The following is a 15,896-nucleotide window of genomic DNA, read 5'->3' on the forward strand; positions in this document are numbered from 1 at the left end:
TCGGGTTTACTTGACCGTTATCTGGTGATTCTTGCATGATTTCATGAAATCATAGAGCGTTATATCGGCGAGTTCGGCGGCTTTCGGCAAGGTCACCCGTCCGTCCCGCCTTGAACAGCACGAGGGCACAACTCGCGCGCATTTCGCGCTCGATGGCACTCACCGTCTGCATTTCGACGAAATCATTCGGTTGATTGATGGCGATTTGCATGCCTTTTTTGGCTCATAGATCTCGTCAGGACTGACCGGATTCGTGATCATCTCCTGATAGGCGCGCAGCGCGGCCGCGCGACCGGCGTGGCGCTCGACATAGGCGCGACCATTGGCGCCTAAGCGGGCGCGCTCAGCTGGATCGGCGATCAGACGTTCGACGGCGTCGGCGAAGGCAGTCGGGTCATTGGGCGGGCAGGTGACGAAAGCATCGGAGGCGGCGCGCAGTTGATCGAGCGGCGAGCCGGGTTCGGCGGTGGCGATGAAGGGGCGCGCCGCAGCCATGATCGAATAGATCTTGCTCGGCACCGCGAATGCGGCACCAGCGGGATCTTGCGGCACCATCAGTGATCACGTGTTGCTCAGCGCGGACGGCGCGGCCTGGCTCCAGGTTCTCCGCCAAGCCCGCGCCTAGCCGGACACGCGGGGTGAGAATCGCCGCTCATGCTCCAGAACCACCCAAAGCGCCGTGATCCGCTTGGAGCTTCCCAGCATGCCAGAGTCATTGGCAACGCTCAACGAGGCGACCCTCGACCAACGGGATGAAATCATGGCCGCCATGCTGCGCGAAGTCTTCCGAGAGACTGACGAGAGTGGCTACGGCAACCGCGGTGCGGGTGCTTGGACGTACAATGGGGAAACTGACCCCGCGATTTCCCCCATTTGTCCTTCCGTTGATTGCACAGGACAGGGAAGAGCGAAGGTATGGTGCTCTGCCCGCGTCTCAGGCGAACTCAAAAACAATTCCACCCTGGCCCCTATCCCCCCCACTATTCCACCCCTATTCCACCGACGTGGCGCAAGGAAAATAATTCGAGCCTAATGGACCCTATTCTCTCTCGCGATCCCTTCGTTGATTCAATCGGTCTCCTTCGTGCGTAACGCCTCCACCTGCGCGACAGTCAGCCCCGTGGCCTGAGCGATCTGAACATCGGTCAGGACGCCAAGCCCAATGAGGCTCCGGGCTGTATTGCGAGACGCTTCCTGGCGTCCTTCCTGGCGTCCTTCCTCACGCGCATCCGACAGCAGGCTAGCCTCGTCGCTCAACGCCTTGGCACGCGCCTCGGCCCAGTAGCGCGCCTCTTCGTCGGCGCTCAGCTCACGCAGCTTCTCGATGGCCCGCTGCACCGGGGGATAGGGATTGCTCATGGTCGATTCCTCCCGCCAATGTTCGAAGTAGGCGATCCAGGCCGACAGGCGCTCGGGCAGCTGTCCGAGCCGGTCGGCCTTACGCAGCTCGATGATGTTCAATTGCAGCTCGCGCCCAAGACGCACCTCGGGACGCTCACGGTCGCGCATCTCGAAACACCAGAGCGCTTGGTCGGCCTGCTCCGGCGCCTCGAACAGGGTGAAGTCGAGCAGATGGATCCCGATCACTGGCTTAAGGCGCCGATATTCCGCACCCGCGTCGAGCTGCTCGCTCAGCAGCCGCGCCAGATAGAGGATGCCGCGCCCGCTCCAGTGCGCAAACCGGCGCACCTGCATCTCGATATTGTAGCGTTGACCGCGCTCGTCGATGGCACGCAGGTCGAGGATCAGCGATTTGCCGCTGAGCCGCTCGGGCGTGAGGCGCGGGTTGAGCAGATTGGCCTCGACGATCGGCGGCTCGTCGCTGCGCACCACGCTGATCAGATCGACGAGCAGATCGGGTTCCTCGGAGAACACGCGGAAGAAGACATAGTCGTTCTTGGGATCGAGCAGGTCGGTGATGGCGAGGGGCTCAGGCATGCGGGGAGGCCGGTACGATGAGGGCGAAAAGCGCACTCATGATACCCGCTGACGCACTCATCATTCCAGACCATCGGGCAAGTCGGCCTCGGGCTGGGTCGCTTCGTCCTGCCCTGCCGCTTCGATGATGGCCAAATCGAGCAGCTGGCCGTTAGGGCCATTTCCAGCTCCAGCTCAACCGTCCAGGGCGCCTCGGCAAGGGGGGGGGGCGTGGTGGCGGCCAAGCCTCAGTGAAAAACTGTCTCGGGCGTCTCGGCGGTGAGGATGCGTTTGGACCATTGCAGGAGTTCTTCAGGGTCGGCTGCCACAATGCGCTCGCGGTGCGCTGCGAGCGAATCTGAGCCGAATTTTTCTTCCAGCTGCATCATCAAGATCGTGGCTTCGCCCTGCTGCATCCCCACAATCTTCCCCTTCTCAATCCCCGCTCGCTCAACAGTCGTCACGTATGGCATTTGATATTGCTCCTCGTAGGCATAGAGTTCTCGGCGAAATTCCGCTTCCAGCTCTTCAGGCAGGCGGATCATCCAATCGATCAGCCGGAAGAGTTCGACAATCAGCGCGCGCTCGTAGCCACGCTCATACATCAAGCGCATCAGGCGGAATTTCCAGCGTTTCAGCGTCTCGGCATCGTCGGTGACCTTGGCGCGGATCTGCGCCATCACCACCAGGGCGAAGACGTTGTCGCTCGCTTCCAACTCCGCCCAGCGCTCGGGCTCGGCGTAGTCGAGCAGTTTGACCATCGGGAAGTCGAATCGGCAGTGCGCCGGGTGGTCTTGGCCTCGCGCACGATCTTCTGGAATTCCTTGTCGAGAAACTGCACGCCCCGCGACCAGTCGATCTCGGCATGAATGGCCGGGAACAAGAGCGCGAGAAACTCCGGGAAGAACTTCTCCAGGGCCTCCTTCCACGGGCTGTCGTAGTCGGGTTTCTCGCTGGTGTCAGCGGCTTGGGTGTCGGCAGTCATGGGATGAGTGTAGCCGATTCCCTGGCGGGGGTGGAGCGCTTCGCCGGCGCCTTCTCGCGTCGGAGAGCATTGAAGGCTTGACGTGGGAAAATTATTCGAGCCTGGACCCAATTGTTCCTTTCTTCTTAAACCCAATTGTTTAAATCGACCCTGGATCGACTTAACTATCTGGCGTTCTTAGTCCAGGAATAAAGTATGTCCCTGGATTTCCCCGGTTATAATCCCGGTGGAGGAAGGAGATCGCGGACTGCGGGTTTGCGAGGAGGAGTCGGCCGTGGCCCAACGCTGGGGCGTGATTGTGGTGATTATCGCTGTCCTGTGCGTTGCTGGCTCGGCGCCAGAAGGTCACTCGCCGGCGGCGCAGGATGACGCGCGGCCAGCCGCCACCCTGACGGCCATGACCTTTAATGTTGGCGATCCCAGCCGCCAAGGATTCCCTGTCGATACCCTGGCCGAGTGCATCCTGCGCGACGGGCGCCCGGATATCCTCCTGCTGCAAGAAGCCTCTGGGTGCCGTGCCGCGATGCAACTGCCGGCGCGCCTCGGCTATCACCACAGCCTGGCAGCGTCAGCCGATTCCATTCGCGGGAGTGGGCTCTGCGTCTTGACCAACCTGCCCATCATCGGCAGCAACGAGTACACCTTGCCCGATGAAGGCAAATGGGCTGGCGCCTTGTGCGCTGTGCTCGATCACCAGGGGCGCAAGGTACGCGCCTGCTCCGTGCACCTCGACGCCAACTGGTCGGACATGCGCGCCGCCGATGGGCGCTTTGAGCTGACCATCAGGGAATGGGCCAAGATCCTCTGGGCGGAATTCTTCGCGCCCACATCACGCTACCTTGCAGCGCGGGAACTGGTTGAACGGCTCCAGCTCGACAGTGCACTGCCAACCCTGCTCGGCGGGGATTTCAACACCGTCCCGTGGTCCTATCCGATCCGCACCATCAACCGGTCGTTTCGCGATGCCTCGTGGCTGACAAGAAGCTATCTGGAAGGCACCTATCACAAACTCCCTGGCCCTCTTCAACCGCGAATCGATTTTGTCTTTGTTTCGCCATCACTTCAATCAACACAAGCTGAGGTAGTGCAATGCCCCACCGGTGACCACTACCCGGTGCGGGCCAACGTGCGGTTATCAGGTGAACCGCTGCACTGAGCTGCTATCCGCTGCGGCGAGGAAAAGTAGATGCGGATGCGAAAATGGTGACCCGTCCCGATTTCCCTTTTCCAACCCCGCATCGATTATCATTCTGTTTCCCGTAACTTTCAGGCGCGACAAGCGAAGGTGGTCTCTTGCCCGACCGGAGATCATTATCCCGTGCGCGCCGAGTTGCGATTGTGACCATTACTGGCTAGTATTTTTCCCCGAGCGCCGCCAACGCCACATCCCATCTGTGCCTAATCTCCAGAATCGCCGCAACAGATCGCTACGAGGGACTGTTTGATGCTTCCACACCTGCGCAAGTACGCCAATTTGTTGCGAACACCGGCTTGCTGGTCGGCGCTGCGACACGGCGTTGCCGCCACTTTGGAGCACGATGCAGCGTTTGGGCAAGAGCAATTCGCCACCGTCATCGACGTCGGCGCCAACAAAGGCCAATTCGCCGTTTACGCCCGGCTGCGCTGGCCGCAGGCTCGGCTAATCTGTTTCGAGCCGCTACCCGCCGCGCACCAAGCTCGCGCGCGTCACCCGCGGTCAGGCGGAAATCCACGCCTGCGCCCTCGGCCCCGCGCCCGGCAAGGGCGAAATGCATATCGCCACCCGTGCCGACTCCTCCTCCCTGCTCGCCTTGGGCGAACGACAAAAGACCATCTTTGGCATGGAGGAGTCCGGTCTGCTGCGCGTGCCCATCCAACGACTCGACGCCTGTATCATCCCGCCCGTGGTGCGGCCGAGCTTGCTCAAGATCGATGTCCAGGGCTTTGAGCTGGAAGTGCTCAAAGGCGCCACTGCACTCCTGCCGGAGATCGACACCATCTATGTGGAAGCCTCAGACGTGGAGCTTTACCAAGGCCAAGCCCTGCATGCCGAAATCGAAGACTTTCTGGTCGCGGCCGGCTTTCGCGTTGCCGGGCACTTCAATGCGCAGTTCGAGCAAGGCGAGCGCGTTCAAGCCGATTGGTTGTTTCGTCGGATGTGACCAGCTCGGAACTATCACTCGGCTATGAACGCCCTCCGATCAACGACGCAGCGACAGCATTCCCCTGCTCGCGCGGATCGTCGATCTCTAACCGCACAGGAGATCTGGGCCATGTTGAATCTGGTAACCCCCATTCAAGAGACCCGCGCCTATCAATCCATCTTTGCCGAGGGCGAGGCCAAGGGCGAGGCCAAGGGCGAGGCCAAGGGCAAAGCGACCACCCTCAAGCGGCAGATCAAACGTCGGTGCGGTCATCTATCCGTTGAGGCCGAGCGGCGCATCGACGCCGCCCCGGTCGCGCAGCTCGATGTCTGGCTCGATGCCATTTTCGACGGCGACAGCGTGGACAGCCTACTGGGGCTGGAGCGTTAGGGTGGATAGAGCGCAGCCGGCATCGAATACCCACGGAGCGCGGTGCTTCGAACCGGAGAGTAAGCCGGGGTCTCACCGTGTTTATGTCAACGTTTGTTTTCTCTGTTTTCCGCCTAGTTTCCCGGCGGTGCCACAATATCTTGACCGTGCGCAGCTCGACTCCCGGCTCCTCGCAGAACCGGACTTGGAGTGTTACACCATCCGGCTCCCAGCCTGAGTCTTCCACCCAGGGATGAAGTGGAGAATTTCCCACCCCACCAGCTCCGGATACCTCACTTCCAGCTTGGCATCCACAGCTCTCGCGCATCCCGCGTTCCCATGAGTGTGAAACGCTTCAGCTTGGTTGTCACGCTCTTGAGCCCTCTCAGGGTAGGGGGCATGTGTCACTGCCGCGTTATCTCAGACCGCCACTCCTTTGCTCGACCCGCATTACCGGGCGTCATCGCTCATACGAGTGGCTCCGACTTCCATGCACCACCGCCGGCGTCCTCGCTTTTTACACTTGTTCGCCAGTGCCCGCTTCCCGCGGACCGATGCACGGATCTCCCTGGTTTCCACGTGCTCTCAATATAAGGCTCGACACGGCCTCGGACCCCGGGGAGTATCCATGCCACTGACCATGACGCGACATGCATTGTTGCCTGCCGGGGGGCCAAACCCGTCGGCACTCTCCAACTTAATTTTCGGGGCTCTACACCTTCAGGGGCGGCTTCACCCGTTACCTTTGCACCTCGCCTGTTTTCGTGCCTACGCATGGACGCGTCTGTTACCATTCGCGCCCCAAGGCTCGATACTGGGCTCGCGGCTCACGATTACCCAGGCGGGACTCTAACCCGCTAGAACACGCGGCCTTGCCAGGCCGCACTGGCCCCTATTCCTTTGAGCCTTTTGATTCTCGTTCAATGCAGCACTTCATCGAGACTCCGGGCGTCGAGGATACGGTCAGTCCATTCCATCAGAGTGTCGGCGTTGGCTTCGGTGATCCGCTCGCGAATGGGCTCGCTGGGCGGGCCGAACTTTCGCTCGATTTGACGCAGCAGGGTGATGGCTTGGCCGAGTTGCTTGCCACGCTGTTCACCACGCTGTTCGCCTTGGGCAATGTAGCGGTCGATGAAGGTTTCCATCAGTGGTTCTCCGGAGAAGGTCTGTTCAAGCAGGGCGCGCGCTTGTCGTTCATCAAGGCGGCCTGTTCCTTGGACATAGTAGCGCAGCAAGGATTCAAGTACCGCTATCGCGGTCTCGTCGCGGTTGACCTGGGTGATGAGTTGCAGCAATTCGCGGACTTGCTCGACGGGACGGTTACTATGGATATGGCGCAGCGCGAGTTGGATTAGTCGGGACAAGACCGCGCCCTTGATCTCGGTGCCGCTCCTGGCCGAGATGTCGTGCAGGGCATAGCCGAACTGGGGCACGAAGGGCTTGAGCGCCTCGGGCAGTGGGTCGATCAGTTCGTGGAAGTGCGCGGGCGCGCGCCAGTGTTTCTGGCCATGGTAGAGCACCAGCGGAAAAATGGGCGGCAGGGTCTTGGCCTTGGGGTTCTGGTCGCGGTACAACTCGCCGCTGGCGACGATGTAGCGCAAGATTTGCAGCAGCACCCAGTGCTCGGGCTGGCTTTTGTGCTCGAACAGCAGGTAGACCGACAGGGTGCTGTCGCGATAAGGAATCTGGTAAATCAGGTCAGAGTAGATCTTGCGCAGCGCCTCGGTGACGAAGGTATCGGGGGAGATGACCAGCCGCTCCAGATCGACATCGGCGAGCAGTTCGTCCGGTAGCACATGACGGAGGACATCACGCGCAATGGCCGGGCGCACGAAGTTTTCGCGGAAGAAACAGTCATGCGGTGTTGGCGTGGTGGTCATCGGGGCTGGTCGGTCGCTCGGCTAGTCGCTGATGATGTTGGCATAGGCGCGGGCCGCAGCGGTGCGACCGGTATTGTACTCGACATAGGCGCGACCCTTGGCGCCCAGGCGTGCGCGTTCTACCGGGTCGGCGATCCGATCTTAGAGCGCTTATCATCTAATACAACAGCGCATTGACCTCTGCCGCTCAGCAAACAATTCGAGCCTAATGGGATGGTCCGCCCCGCTCCTACAACGAGCCCGAAGCGGGCAAAATAGGCGATGGAAAACAAACCCACCTATCGTCTATCAAGAAGGGAGCCGACCCATGAAGAAGTTTAGCAAACAACCCGTCGCCACCATCGGGATCGATTTGGCCAAGAATAGCGTACACGTTTTGGGCGTTGATGCCCAAGGCGAGGTCGTCTTCAGCCGCAAGCTCGCGCGCCATGCCTTGAGTGCCTTTATTGCCCAGCAGCCGCCGTGTCGTGTCGCCATGGAAGCCTGCGGCAGCGCGCATCACTGGGCACGCACCTTCCAAGGTCTTGGCCATGAGGTGGTGCTAATCGCGCCGCAGCATGTGAAGCCCTTTGTGAAGACCAACAAAAACGACGACGCCGATGCCGAGGCGATCTGCGAAGCGGCCCAACGCCCCCGGCAGCGGTTTGTGCCGATCAAGAGCGTTGAGCAACAAGACATTCAGGCCATCCACCGCATGCGCTCGCAGGTCATCGGTCAGCGCACCGCGCTGGTCAATCAGGCGCGTGGGCTGTTGGCCGAATACGGCATCGTCATGCCGCAAGGACGCGCGGCGGCCATGCGTCGGCTTCCTAAAATCCTTGAAGACGCCGAGAATGGACTGAGCGAGCGCTTTCGTGCCGAGCTGCACGGGCTCCTTGAAGAACTCCGTCACCTCGATGCGCGCGTCGTTCACTTCGATGCGCAAATCAAGACTGTCGCCGACACCAGCGAGTCGGCCCAGCTGTTGAGGACGATCCCCGGCATCGGCCCCTTGGTGGCCACCGCCTTGCTCGCTACCCTGGGCGATCAGTGGGAGTTGTTCAACAACGGCCGGGCGCTGGCGGCCTGGCTTGGACTGGTGCCACGACAGCACTCCACCGGCGGGAAAGCGCGGTTGCTTGGCATTAGCAAGCGCGGAGATGTGTATCTGCGCCAGCTCTTGATCCATGGCGCCCGCGCGCATCGCCTGGGCGGTGGTGACCACTGGCAAGGCCTTCGACCCGTCGCGCGGCGCGCTCACGAAGCCGGCGGCCGTGACGGCGTAACGCCACACCGGCCACGAACAATCACGTTTAACCAGCCCTTGAACGGGCGATAACCGAGTTCCACACCACGAGTTGCGAAGAGTGAATTTCACTGTGATGGCATGAAAGGTACGACCGCCTTGCTGAAAACCCGGAAGGTTCCAAAGCCAGCTTACGCTGAGACTGTGACCCTGATTGAGGACGGCGAGGTACGCGCATTCCATCAGGGCACGGGGACCACATGGATCCCGATATCGATGCCGGATATATGGCTGCAACGTTTCCTTCTACCAAATCAGCAATTTTCCTCTTGCATCGCGGGGCGGACCATATATGGAACCTTTTCTTCCATTTCTTGGTTTATCGCAAGGTCGAGCGGCTTCGATGTGCGTAATGGCCCGCTCAAGCTCCACCAGCTTGGCCCCGATTCTACCCTCATCCTTCCGGCTGATACTGATCCAGCAGCGCGCGCAGTCGCGCGAGCTCTTCCTTGCTCAGACCGCGCAGGCGCTCCTCTGGCTGAAGCCCGCGCAGGCGCTCCTCTGGCGGTAGCTCCGGCAACATCTTGCGCGCGACATCGCGGCGAAAATCTTCGAAGGTGTAGGACATACTCAGCCCCGCATCGCGATAGTGTTGGTACAACTCGTTGAGAATAGGCAAATGATCGGCGGCCTGCCAGTGAAAATCGCGCGCCCCCTCCGCCACCCGCTCGGCCTCCGCGCTGAACAGCTCCCACAGCGCATTGCGCGGCGCCCGCTCGACCTCGCGTGGGACAATGACGGTGACCACGCGCCCGATGACCATGAGTTGGTAAACGCCAGGCCTGGTTTTGGTTGGCGAGACTTGCTCGAACAGCGCGCGCGGATGCCGTGTCGAGACAGCGTAGAGCCCGAATGCCTCCGCCGCGACATCCGGGGCAAAGGCCTTGCGGTAGTTGACGTAGTGGCCGATCAGCTCCTCGATCGCCCAGGCATCGAGGCTCTCATGCAGCGACTTGTACGTCAATAGATTGTGCGCGCGCAACCCCTCGAGACCATCGCACGGGTCCGGCAGCGCGCGGACCGACCCGGACACCGGCGCGCGGATAATGAGCACGTCCAACAGTTGGCGCTTGCGCGCGAGGTCCTTCTCCAGCTCCACCGCATAGCCAGTGCCGCTGAAATAATCATCCAAGGTCAGGCCGAACAGACGGTGCCAGTTGATCATGGCGAGCAGAATACCAAAGTTTGCCAGCGGCGCGCGCCAGCGCCAGGCCCTTGCTAAGTATCGCCCACGCAGCCCGCTCGGCTGGCATCTGCGCAACCTGATGGAACAATTCATTCTCGGAGAAGCCACCATGGCATACACCCTCGAAGATATGGAACGCGAAGCCCTCGCGGGTTTGACGCAACAGCTTTTGCGCAGCCCGCGCCAGATCGAGCAATTCCTCGCTCGGATTGATCCCGAGGAACGGCTCAAGGGGCTTGACCCCGAGGACATATTCAGTCGCTTTGATCCCGAGGAGCGGCTCAAAGGCCTTGATCCTGCAATCATCGAAGCTTGGCTGGCAAGCCAGGGGCGGCGGCACTGAGGCCTCCGGATTCCTTCTTGCGATGGCGCTCTTGTGTCATGGCGCGCCGCCATCCGCTGCTGCCCGCGATTGTCTCGCGCTGGGCCGCACTTGGGTTGCTCATCGCCGCCGAGGGCCGAGGGAGTGCGGCTAACCACGCCGGTCGATGTCGGGCCGTTTCGCCAACACGCGAAAGCGCGCGAGTGCCGCGAAACCAATCGCGCCAGGCACCGCCAGCATGACAGACCACATGGACGTGCAGCAGGGCGCGAATCAAAAAAATCGAGCCTGGAACCTTCTATGAGGCGTGCTCTGTCAAGCCCTTTTGAAAGCCTTGTCCGATTCAGTACCGTCTAGCAAATCAGAACGTTACAGTCGTTCCCGCATTGCATGAGCGCGCAAATCGGCCGATCCGCCGCGCTTCTCTCTCCCCGAAGGGGCGGGCGTGGTTCATCGAAACGCTCGCGCATGGCAAGGCCGTCGGGCGCTGTTCAGAGGCTTGCAAATCGCGTGATCACTCACCTTGAATCGTCACAGATGCATTGGATCTCCTTGGCGATGGCGGCCGTTTAGTCAGCGCGTTTTGCTCGGTGTCATGGGCATGGCGAGCGTTGTGACAGCCATGGGTTGTCTCGGTTTGAAAGCCGACGGATTCTGTGCGAATCCGCTCCACCTTCTATCCGTGCCGGGAAGCCCGGTCACCTGAAATTGCATGCGATGTTCGCCGCTGAAACCGATTAAAAAGGAAAGCGCCCCTTCTTTTAAAACGGCATGACCAGGGGTCAGCCCAGGTTCCAGTCGGGCGCTTTCGACAACCTTGACCGTGATCCGTCGCGTTGCTCTCTCCTCGGGCGTTGGCGCTGTGCTTGGCCGTTGGGGGTAACTGGATGTCTTCCGCGGGCGGCGGGCCTTAGCCGGCTTTGAGCACCGCGCCGTCTGGGATCTCGCCCTGTTCGAGATAGCGCCACAAGGCGATGAGCAGCTTGCGCGCCAGGGCGACGATGCCGATGCGACGCATGCGTTTGCCGCCGGTGGCAAAGCGCTCGCGGTACCAGCGGCTCAGGGCGCTGTCAGGCTGATAGCGCAACCACAGCCAGGACAGTTCAACCATGAGCGCGCGGATGCGCCGGTTGCCGGCCTTGCTGATGCCTTGGTCGCGCTGATCATCACCGCTCGCATAGGGCGTGGGGGTGAGCCCGGCACAGGCGGCCAGCTGCTGGCGATTGCGAAAGCCGCGCCAGCTGAAGAATTCCATGACCAAGATCCAGCTCGAAACCCAGCCGATGCCTTTGAGCTCGAGCATGCGTGCGACTTGCTGGTGGGAGACGTCGGTGGCTTGCTCGACGCGGCGCTTTTGTTCTTGCTCGATGGCGCGGATTTGCTCATCAGCCAAGCAATAGCGCTGGTATTCGCGGCGGATCTCTTCTTTGAGGTCGGCGCCAAGGGGCTCGCCGGTGGCGGTGCACAAGTGATCGAGAGTATCGATGACGGTGTCGTTGAGACGCTCGATGACGAGACCCTGGGCGATGAAGAGCGATTTGATTCGGGAGCTGTGGGCGCCACGTTCGCGGATCAGTCGCTCGCGCTCGCGGTTCAGCCGCATCCGATCCTCGGCCCCGGCACTGGGGACGTTCACCACCGCGAGGGCTTTTTTCTCTCCGCCAAGATACCGCATGAGCTGCACCAGCAGCGCTTCGACGTCGACCCGGTCGGTCTTCACGCGCCGCTTCTTGCGGTTGACCTGAATGCTGGCCGAGTCGACCACGCGGCTGTGAATCCCCCAGGATTCCAATGTACGATGAATCCAGAATCCATCCCGGCCGGCTTCGTAAACGCTTTCAATGACACAATCCGCGCTGAGTCCAAGCTTCCCCTTGGCGATCTCGATCTGCTCGTGCAAGGCGGGAAGATCGCGCGCTTCGATGGTCTTGATGCGGATCTTCTCGCCGTTGCTGAAGCCCAGCTTCCAGGTTTTGTTGCTCAGCTCAAGGGCCAGATAGAGGGTGGTCTTCGGCGTTTGGACAGCGGCAGTGGTCATGTTCGGTCTCCTCGTGGCTCGGGGTTAATGTCGAGGCTTAGACTTGGATGGCCTACATAGTTTCTTTCATATCGAGCCTTTCATGTCCGAACCTTTCATGTCCCCAGAACTCCCGAACTCCCTCCGTTGATTCGATAATTTCACCACATCAGAAGCCCGCCTCTCTCTGATGCCGCACAGCCAGGATTATGATGATGTCGCTGGCGACGCGATAGCGGACCACATAACCGCTATCACCGAAGTCGATGATCCAATCCCGGAACTCAGCGTCCATGTCCTCAACCGGGCGACCCAGCCCCGGCTGTTGTTCAATTATCTTGACCCCTTGTCTAATCGCTTTCACCGCCCGCTTGGCAACGGCGAGGCTCTTTGGTGCAAGAAATCGATGAAGGCGCTGCACATCACGCAGCGCGGTAGGTGACCATATCAGCCGTGGCATTCAGGTGGCTCGACATCGTCGCCCTGTTCGAGTGTGGTCAGCCAGCCATCGGCTTCTTCGGCTGTCACATGCAATCCGGTCGAGCGAAACGCTTCCCACGCCTGCAAGCTGTCCTGGCGGAATGACTCCCGTCTTTCTTCCCGATCGACATATTGCGTAATTGCCTCACGCATCAGCCAGTGAGAAGTGCGCTGACGCGCTTCGGCTAGACGTTTCAGTCGAGCTTTGATGTCTTCGTCAATCTTGATCGCCACAGGACGAACGGTCGTAACAGTCATGACAGCCCCCAAGCAGGTATCTCTAGGTATCACCTTAGCGTATTACCTTAGCAAACTTTGGGGCCACAAGCTTGATGGCCCCTATGATGACCTGTCACGCGGCGCTTTAACATCCGCCAAGGTCAGACTGGAAGCGGCAGCAATCTGCTAATCGGTCAAAAGGTTGATGGCCATCAGGTTGCGGGCGACTTCTTCGCGGGCCTCCTGCGGTCCCTGCTGCAATCCCTCCCGCTTTGCTTCATTGATGAAGGAGACTTCGTCGTGAAGCGCACGCTCGCGCACGAAAGGGAGGCGGCGGCCATGGTGAGTTCCAGCGTTTGACAAAGGTGACCCAGGCACGCAGCGATCCCGGTGGGAGTCCGAGGCGATCAGCCTTGGTGAGTTCGATCAGGTTCATTTGCAGGATTTTCCCCGACGAGACGCTCGTTCCGGTTGATCCAGTCATCAAACATCGCCGAAAAGCTCTGCTACAGTGGCCGCGCCAGCCCGGGTCCGTCGCAGAGTTCGCTCTGGCGCATGCGCTCGCGTTGGGTTTCGCCGATGCTGCGGCATTGGTCCTGATCTCGGACGTGATGACTTTATCGAGATAGTGAGGCTGTTCCGCTGGGTTGTGAACCGGCGACTTTTTTTCAGCTTTTCCACCCTTTTGGCTTACCGCGCGCCATTAGGCTTTCTCTCTCCCGATCATTGTTGCCATCATCCAACTCAAGGGAAAAACGATTTTAAGACCAATGCCACGACGCCACCAAGTAAAATACCCAACATCCATTTCATGAGCGTCATTTCGCCTGCGAATCGCTTATCGACCCTGACTAGCTGTGCCTCTAAGCGTTCGATGTCCCGGTTCGTCGCGATCTCCGCCTCGCCCGATGCGTCACAGTAGGCAGCAGCAATGCCTTTTTGCTTGCTCATCATTCAACCCATGGTCTTTAAGCGTTTCAACGAATCTGAGCGTATCAAAAGATATTGCAGTCATGATTGATTCCTGTCAGATAAAGAATATCCGCGACTGAGTGGATTATGGCATGTATCTGCGGCTGACAGGCTCAGATTAGCACACGCCCCCATGATAATGATCCGCACGCGTCTCAGGCACTTTGCCAGCGCCGGAACATCTGCTCGAAGCTCTGCTCCAGCGCGCGGGCGAGGCCTTTGCCGTCGCACAGCTCGCTGGCTTGCATCTGTTCGCGCTGAGTTGCGCGGATGTGGCGGCGTTGCTTGGTATCCCGTGCCAGCGCGGTGACGATGGCCACAAATTCATCGGCATCGCGCGCTATCCACTTGCTACGCCCGAGGCCGGTGAGGATGGAGGCCGCCTGGCGTCCGGCGAGTTGATCGCCAAGCAGAGTGACCAGTGGGGTGCCCATCCAGAGGGCGTCGCAGGCGGTGGTGGCGCTGTTGAAGGGAATGGTATCCAATGCTATGTCGATGTGATTGTAAAGCGCCATGTGCTCGCTCCAGGAGGGGGTGCGGGAAAAGAAGCCGATTCGCTCGCGGCTGATGCCGTGGCTATGCATAGCCTCGAGGATGCGCGCCTGCACCAGGGGATCATCGGCTTTTTTGTCCTTGAGGAGGAGCATAGCCTCCGGCAGCGCGTGCATAGCCTGTGCCCAGAGCGCCAGGCTTTGGGCGCGCACCTTGGCGAGATTGTTGAAGCTGCCGAGCCACAGGCGCCCGTCCGGGTCGGGCTGCCAGCGTGGCTCGGGGCATTGGTTCATTGGGTCGTAGGCGTAGCGGGTGCGCGGCAGGCGCCAGACTTGTTCGACAAAATGGCCGTCGTGCTCGGGTGGGATCAGCACGTTATCGCCGATGAAGTAATCCATGGCGCTGAGCCCGGTACTGGCGAAGTAGCCAACGTAATGGGCCTGAACCGGGGCGACGCGGCGCGCGAGGATGCCGAGGCGGTTGTCTTCGGTGTGGCCACTGGTTTCGATCAGGATGTCGAGTTGATCGGCGCGCAAGCGCTCGGCGGCTTGGTCGTCGCTCAGGCCCACCAGCGAGGTCCAGGCCTGGGCGCGCTGCTCGAAGGCTTGCGCGTGCGGGTCGCTGCGCCGCTTGACCGAATACAGAGTAATTCGACGTGCCTGGGGTCGATCTCCCACAGCCAGGAGTTGAGGAAGCAGGCCACCACATGGGCGCCGAATTCGGCTGACAGGATGCCGACGCGCAGTGGCCGGCCAGCCGCCGGGGCGCGGTGGAAGACATGCGCGCTGGCATGGCGTTGTCCGTCATCATCGAGCGCGGCGCGATTCCACCGGCGCGCTTCGCGGCACATGGCCTCGCCACTGCAACGCCCGGCGTAGGCGAGCAGGTAGAGCAGGTTGCCGTAGGCCAGCGCGTGGCTGGGGTCGAGCGCCAGGGCGTGGCGCGAGGCGATTTCCGCTTCCTCGGTGCGGTCGAGGTCGGCCAGCACCAGCGCGAGCTTGGTGTGAGCCATGACATCCCCGGGCTTGAGCGCGATGGCGCGGCGCAGGATGGGCTCGGCGTCCTTCGGGCGGCCCTGGTCCATCAGCAGGGCGCCGAGGTTGGAATAGGCCTCGCCATTGTCCGGCGCGCGGGCAATAACCTGCCGATAGAGCGCCTCGGCTTCCGGGTAGCGTCCGGCGTCCTTAAACACATTACCGAGATTATTGACCGGCTCTGTCAGGTCCGGGGCCAGTGTGATGGCCCGCTGGCAGACGGTCTCAGCCTCGGCGAAGCGGTAAAGCTCGCGCAGCACGCTGCCGAGATTGACGTAGGCGGCGATGAAATCAGGATTACACTGGAGCGCTCGACGCAGGACGACTTCGGCCTCGTTGAATCGGCCAAGTTTCTTGAGCATGACACCAAGGTTGGAATGGGCCGAGGCACTGTCTGAATTGAGACGCGCGGACTGCTCGGCTGCAGTTGCCGCTGACTCATAGTCGCCGGCACGGTAATGACTCTCCGCCAGCATGGTCCAGCCGAAGGGTTGCTCGGGGTGTTGCGCGGTGAATGCGCTGGCGATGGCGATGGCGATGGCCTGCTCTGGCGTTGCCCGGTCACAACGGGCGGCAAGGGCTTCGGTGCTTCGCGGTCCCACAGTTGTGCTTCCT

Annotated in this window: 18 protein-coding genes; 5 read left to right on the plus strand and 13 right to left on the minus strand. The window is 60.9% G+C overall.

Annotation, left to right across the window (positions count from 1 at the left end; translation table 11 throughout):
• Nucleotides 1–159: 159 nt before the first annotated feature.
• From Thiosp_RS18110 to Thiosp_RS24810, 4 genes are all read right to left on the minus strand, one after another.
• Nucleotides 160–555 (minus strand): glycosyltransferase, encoded by a 396-nt coding sequence (locus Thiosp_RS18110; RefSeq protein WP_201068221.1) that lies wholly within the window; start codon nt 553–555, stop codon nt 160–162.
• 513 nt (nt 556–1,068) lie between these two features.
• Nucleotides 1,069–1,938, minus strand: coding sequence for an Rpn family recombination-promoting nuclease/putative transposase (locus Thiosp_RS18115; protein ID WP_201068220.1), 870 nt, complete (start codon nt 1,936–1,938; stop codon nt 1,069–1,071).
• 227 nt (nt 1,939–2,165) lie between these two features.
• The gene (locus tag Thiosp_RS24805; RefSeq protein WP_407702738.1) at nt 2,166–2,633 is read right to left on the minus strand and encodes an RpnC/YadD family protein; all 468 of its coding nucleotides are present in this window, start codon (nt 2,631–2,633) and stop codon (nt 2,166–2,168) included.
• Nucleotides 2,597–2,902 (minus strand): hypothetical protein, encoded by a 306-nt coding sequence (locus tag Thiosp_RS24810; RefSeq protein ID WP_407702739.1) that lies wholly within the window; start codon nt 2,900–2,902, stop codon nt 2,597–2,599. The genes Thiosp_RS24805 and Thiosp_RS24810 overlap by 37 nt, the downstream gene beginning before the upstream one ends.
• 274 nt (nt 2,903–3,176) lie before the next feature.
• Here Thiosp_RS24810 and Thiosp_RS18125 point away from each other — a divergent pair, with 274 nt between their 5' ends.
• The 3 genes from Thiosp_RS18125 to Thiosp_RS18135 all read left to right on the plus strand — a co-directional run bounded on the left by Thiosp_RS18125 (nt 3,177) and on the right by Thiosp_RS18135 (nt 5,415).
• Complete coding sequence (locus Thiosp_RS18125; RefSeq protein ID WP_201068219.1) at nt 3,177–4,058, plus strand: endonuclease/exonuclease/phosphatase family protein; 882 nt, start codon at nt 3,177–3,179, stop codon at nt 4,056–4,058.
• Between the two features lie 592 nt (nt 4,059–4,650).
• Nucleotides 4,651–5,043, plus strand: coding sequence for an FkbM family methyltransferase (locus tag Thiosp_RS18130; RefSeq protein ID WP_201068218.1), 393 nt, complete (start codon nt 4,651–4,653; stop codon nt 5,041–5,043).
• A gap of 111 nt (nt 5,044–5,154) precedes the next feature.
• Nucleotides 5,155–5,415: a DUF4351 domain-containing protein gene (locus tag Thiosp_RS18135; protein ID WP_323696590.1), complete on the plus strand. Its 261-nt coding sequence runs from the start codon at nt 5,155–5,157 to the stop codon at nt 5,413–5,415.
• 899 nt (nt 5,416–6,314) lie between these two features.
• Here the strand turns inward: Thiosp_RS18135 and Thiosp_RS18140 are convergent.
• Nucleotides 6,315–7,274: an Rpn family recombination-promoting nuclease/putative transposase gene (locus Thiosp_RS18140; protein WP_201068216.1), complete on the minus strand. Its 960-nt coding sequence runs from the start codon at nt 7,272–7,274 to the stop codon at nt 6,315–6,317.
• Between the two features lie 307 nt (nt 7,275–7,581).
• Here Thiosp_RS18140 and Thiosp_RS18145 point away from each other — a divergent pair, with 307 nt between their 5' ends.
• Nucleotides 7,582–8,592 carry an IS110 family RNA-guided transposase gene (locus Thiosp_RS18145; RefSeq protein ID WP_323696591.1) on the plus strand — a complete coding sequence of 337 codons (1,011 nt, stop codon included), beginning with the start codon at nt 7,582–7,584 and terminating at the stop codon, nt 8,590–8,592.
• A 361-nt stretch (nt 8,593–8,953) separates the two neighbouring features.
• On the opposite strand, the gene Thiosp_RS18150 is transcribed toward Thiosp_RS18145, so the two are convergent.
• The gene (locus Thiosp_RS18150; protein ID WP_323696592.1) at nt 8,954–9,724 is read right to left on the minus strand and encodes a hypothetical protein; all 771 of its coding nucleotides are present in this window, start codon (nt 9,722–9,724) and stop codon (nt 8,954–8,956) included.
• Here Thiosp_RS18150 and Thiosp_RS18155 point away from each other — a divergent pair.
• The gene (locus tag Thiosp_RS18155) at nt 9,723–10,088 is read left to right on the plus strand and encodes a hypothetical protein (RefSeq protein ID WP_323696593.1); all 366 of its coding nucleotides are present in this window, start codon (nt 9,723–9,725) and stop codon (nt 10,086–10,088) included. The genes Thiosp_RS18150 and Thiosp_RS18155 overlap by 2 nt on opposite strands.
• Nucleotides 10,089–10,977: 889 nt before the next feature.
• Here Thiosp_RS18155 and Thiosp_RS18160 read toward each other — a convergent pair.
• From Thiosp_RS18160 to Thiosp_RS18190, 7 genes are all read right to left on the minus strand, one after another.
• Nucleotides 10,978–12,105, minus strand: a complete 1,128-nt coding sequence (locus tag Thiosp_RS18160) for an IS110 family RNA-guided transposase (protein ID WP_201068759.1) — start codon at nt 12,103–12,105, stop codon at nt 10,978–10,980.
• Nucleotides 12,106–12,253: 148 nt separating this feature from the next.
• The gene (locus Thiosp_RS18165; RefSeq protein ID WP_201069395.1) at nt 12,254–12,544 is read right to left on the minus strand and encodes a type II toxin-antitoxin system RelE/ParE family toxin; all 291 of its coding nucleotides are present in this window, start codon (nt 12,542–12,544) and stop codon (nt 12,254–12,256) included.
• A complete protein-coding gene (locus Thiosp_RS18170) occupies nt 12,532–12,822 on the minus strand; it encodes a CopG family ribbon-helix-helix protein (RefSeq protein WP_201069394.1) in 291 nt (96 codons plus the stop codon). Before Thiosp_RS18170 ends, Thiosp_RS18165 begins: the two co-directional genes overlap by 13 nt.
• Nucleotides 12,823–12,969: 147 nt before the next feature.
• Nucleotides 12,970–13,104: a hypothetical protein gene (locus Thiosp_RS18175; RefSeq protein ID WP_274607993.1), complete on the minus strand. Its 135-nt coding sequence runs from the start codon at nt 13,102–13,104 to the stop codon at nt 12,970–12,972.
• A gap of 423 nt (nt 13,105–13,527) precedes the next feature.
• Nucleotides 13,528–13,737 carry a DUF1640 domain-containing protein gene (locus Thiosp_RS18180; RefSeq protein ID WP_201069393.1) on the minus strand — a complete coding sequence of 70 codons (210 nt, stop codon included), beginning with the start codon at nt 13,735–13,737 and terminating at the stop codon, nt 13,528–13,530.
• A 173-nt stretch (nt 13,738–13,910) separates the two neighbouring features.
• Nucleotides 13,911–14,816, minus strand: coding sequence for an O-linked N-acetylglucosamine transferase, SPINDLY family protein (locus tag Thiosp_RS18185; RefSeq protein ID WP_201069392.1), 906 nt, complete (start codon nt 14,814–14,816; stop codon nt 13,911–13,913).
• A complete protein-coding gene (locus tag Thiosp_RS18190) occupies nt 14,807–15,883 on the minus strand; it encodes a tetratricopeptide repeat protein (RefSeq protein WP_201069391.1) in 1,077 nt (358 codons plus the stop codon). Before Thiosp_RS18190 ends, Thiosp_RS18185 begins: the two co-directional genes overlap by 10 nt.
• Nucleotides 15,884–15,896 lie beyond the last annotated feature (13 nt).

Origin of the sequence: Thiorhodovibrio litoralis (assembly GCF_033954455.1) — a bacterium.
GTDB classification, from domain to species: domain Bacteria; phylum Pseudomonadota; class Gammaproteobacteria; order Chromatiales; family Chromatiaceae; genus Thiorhodovibrio; species Thiorhodovibrio litoralis.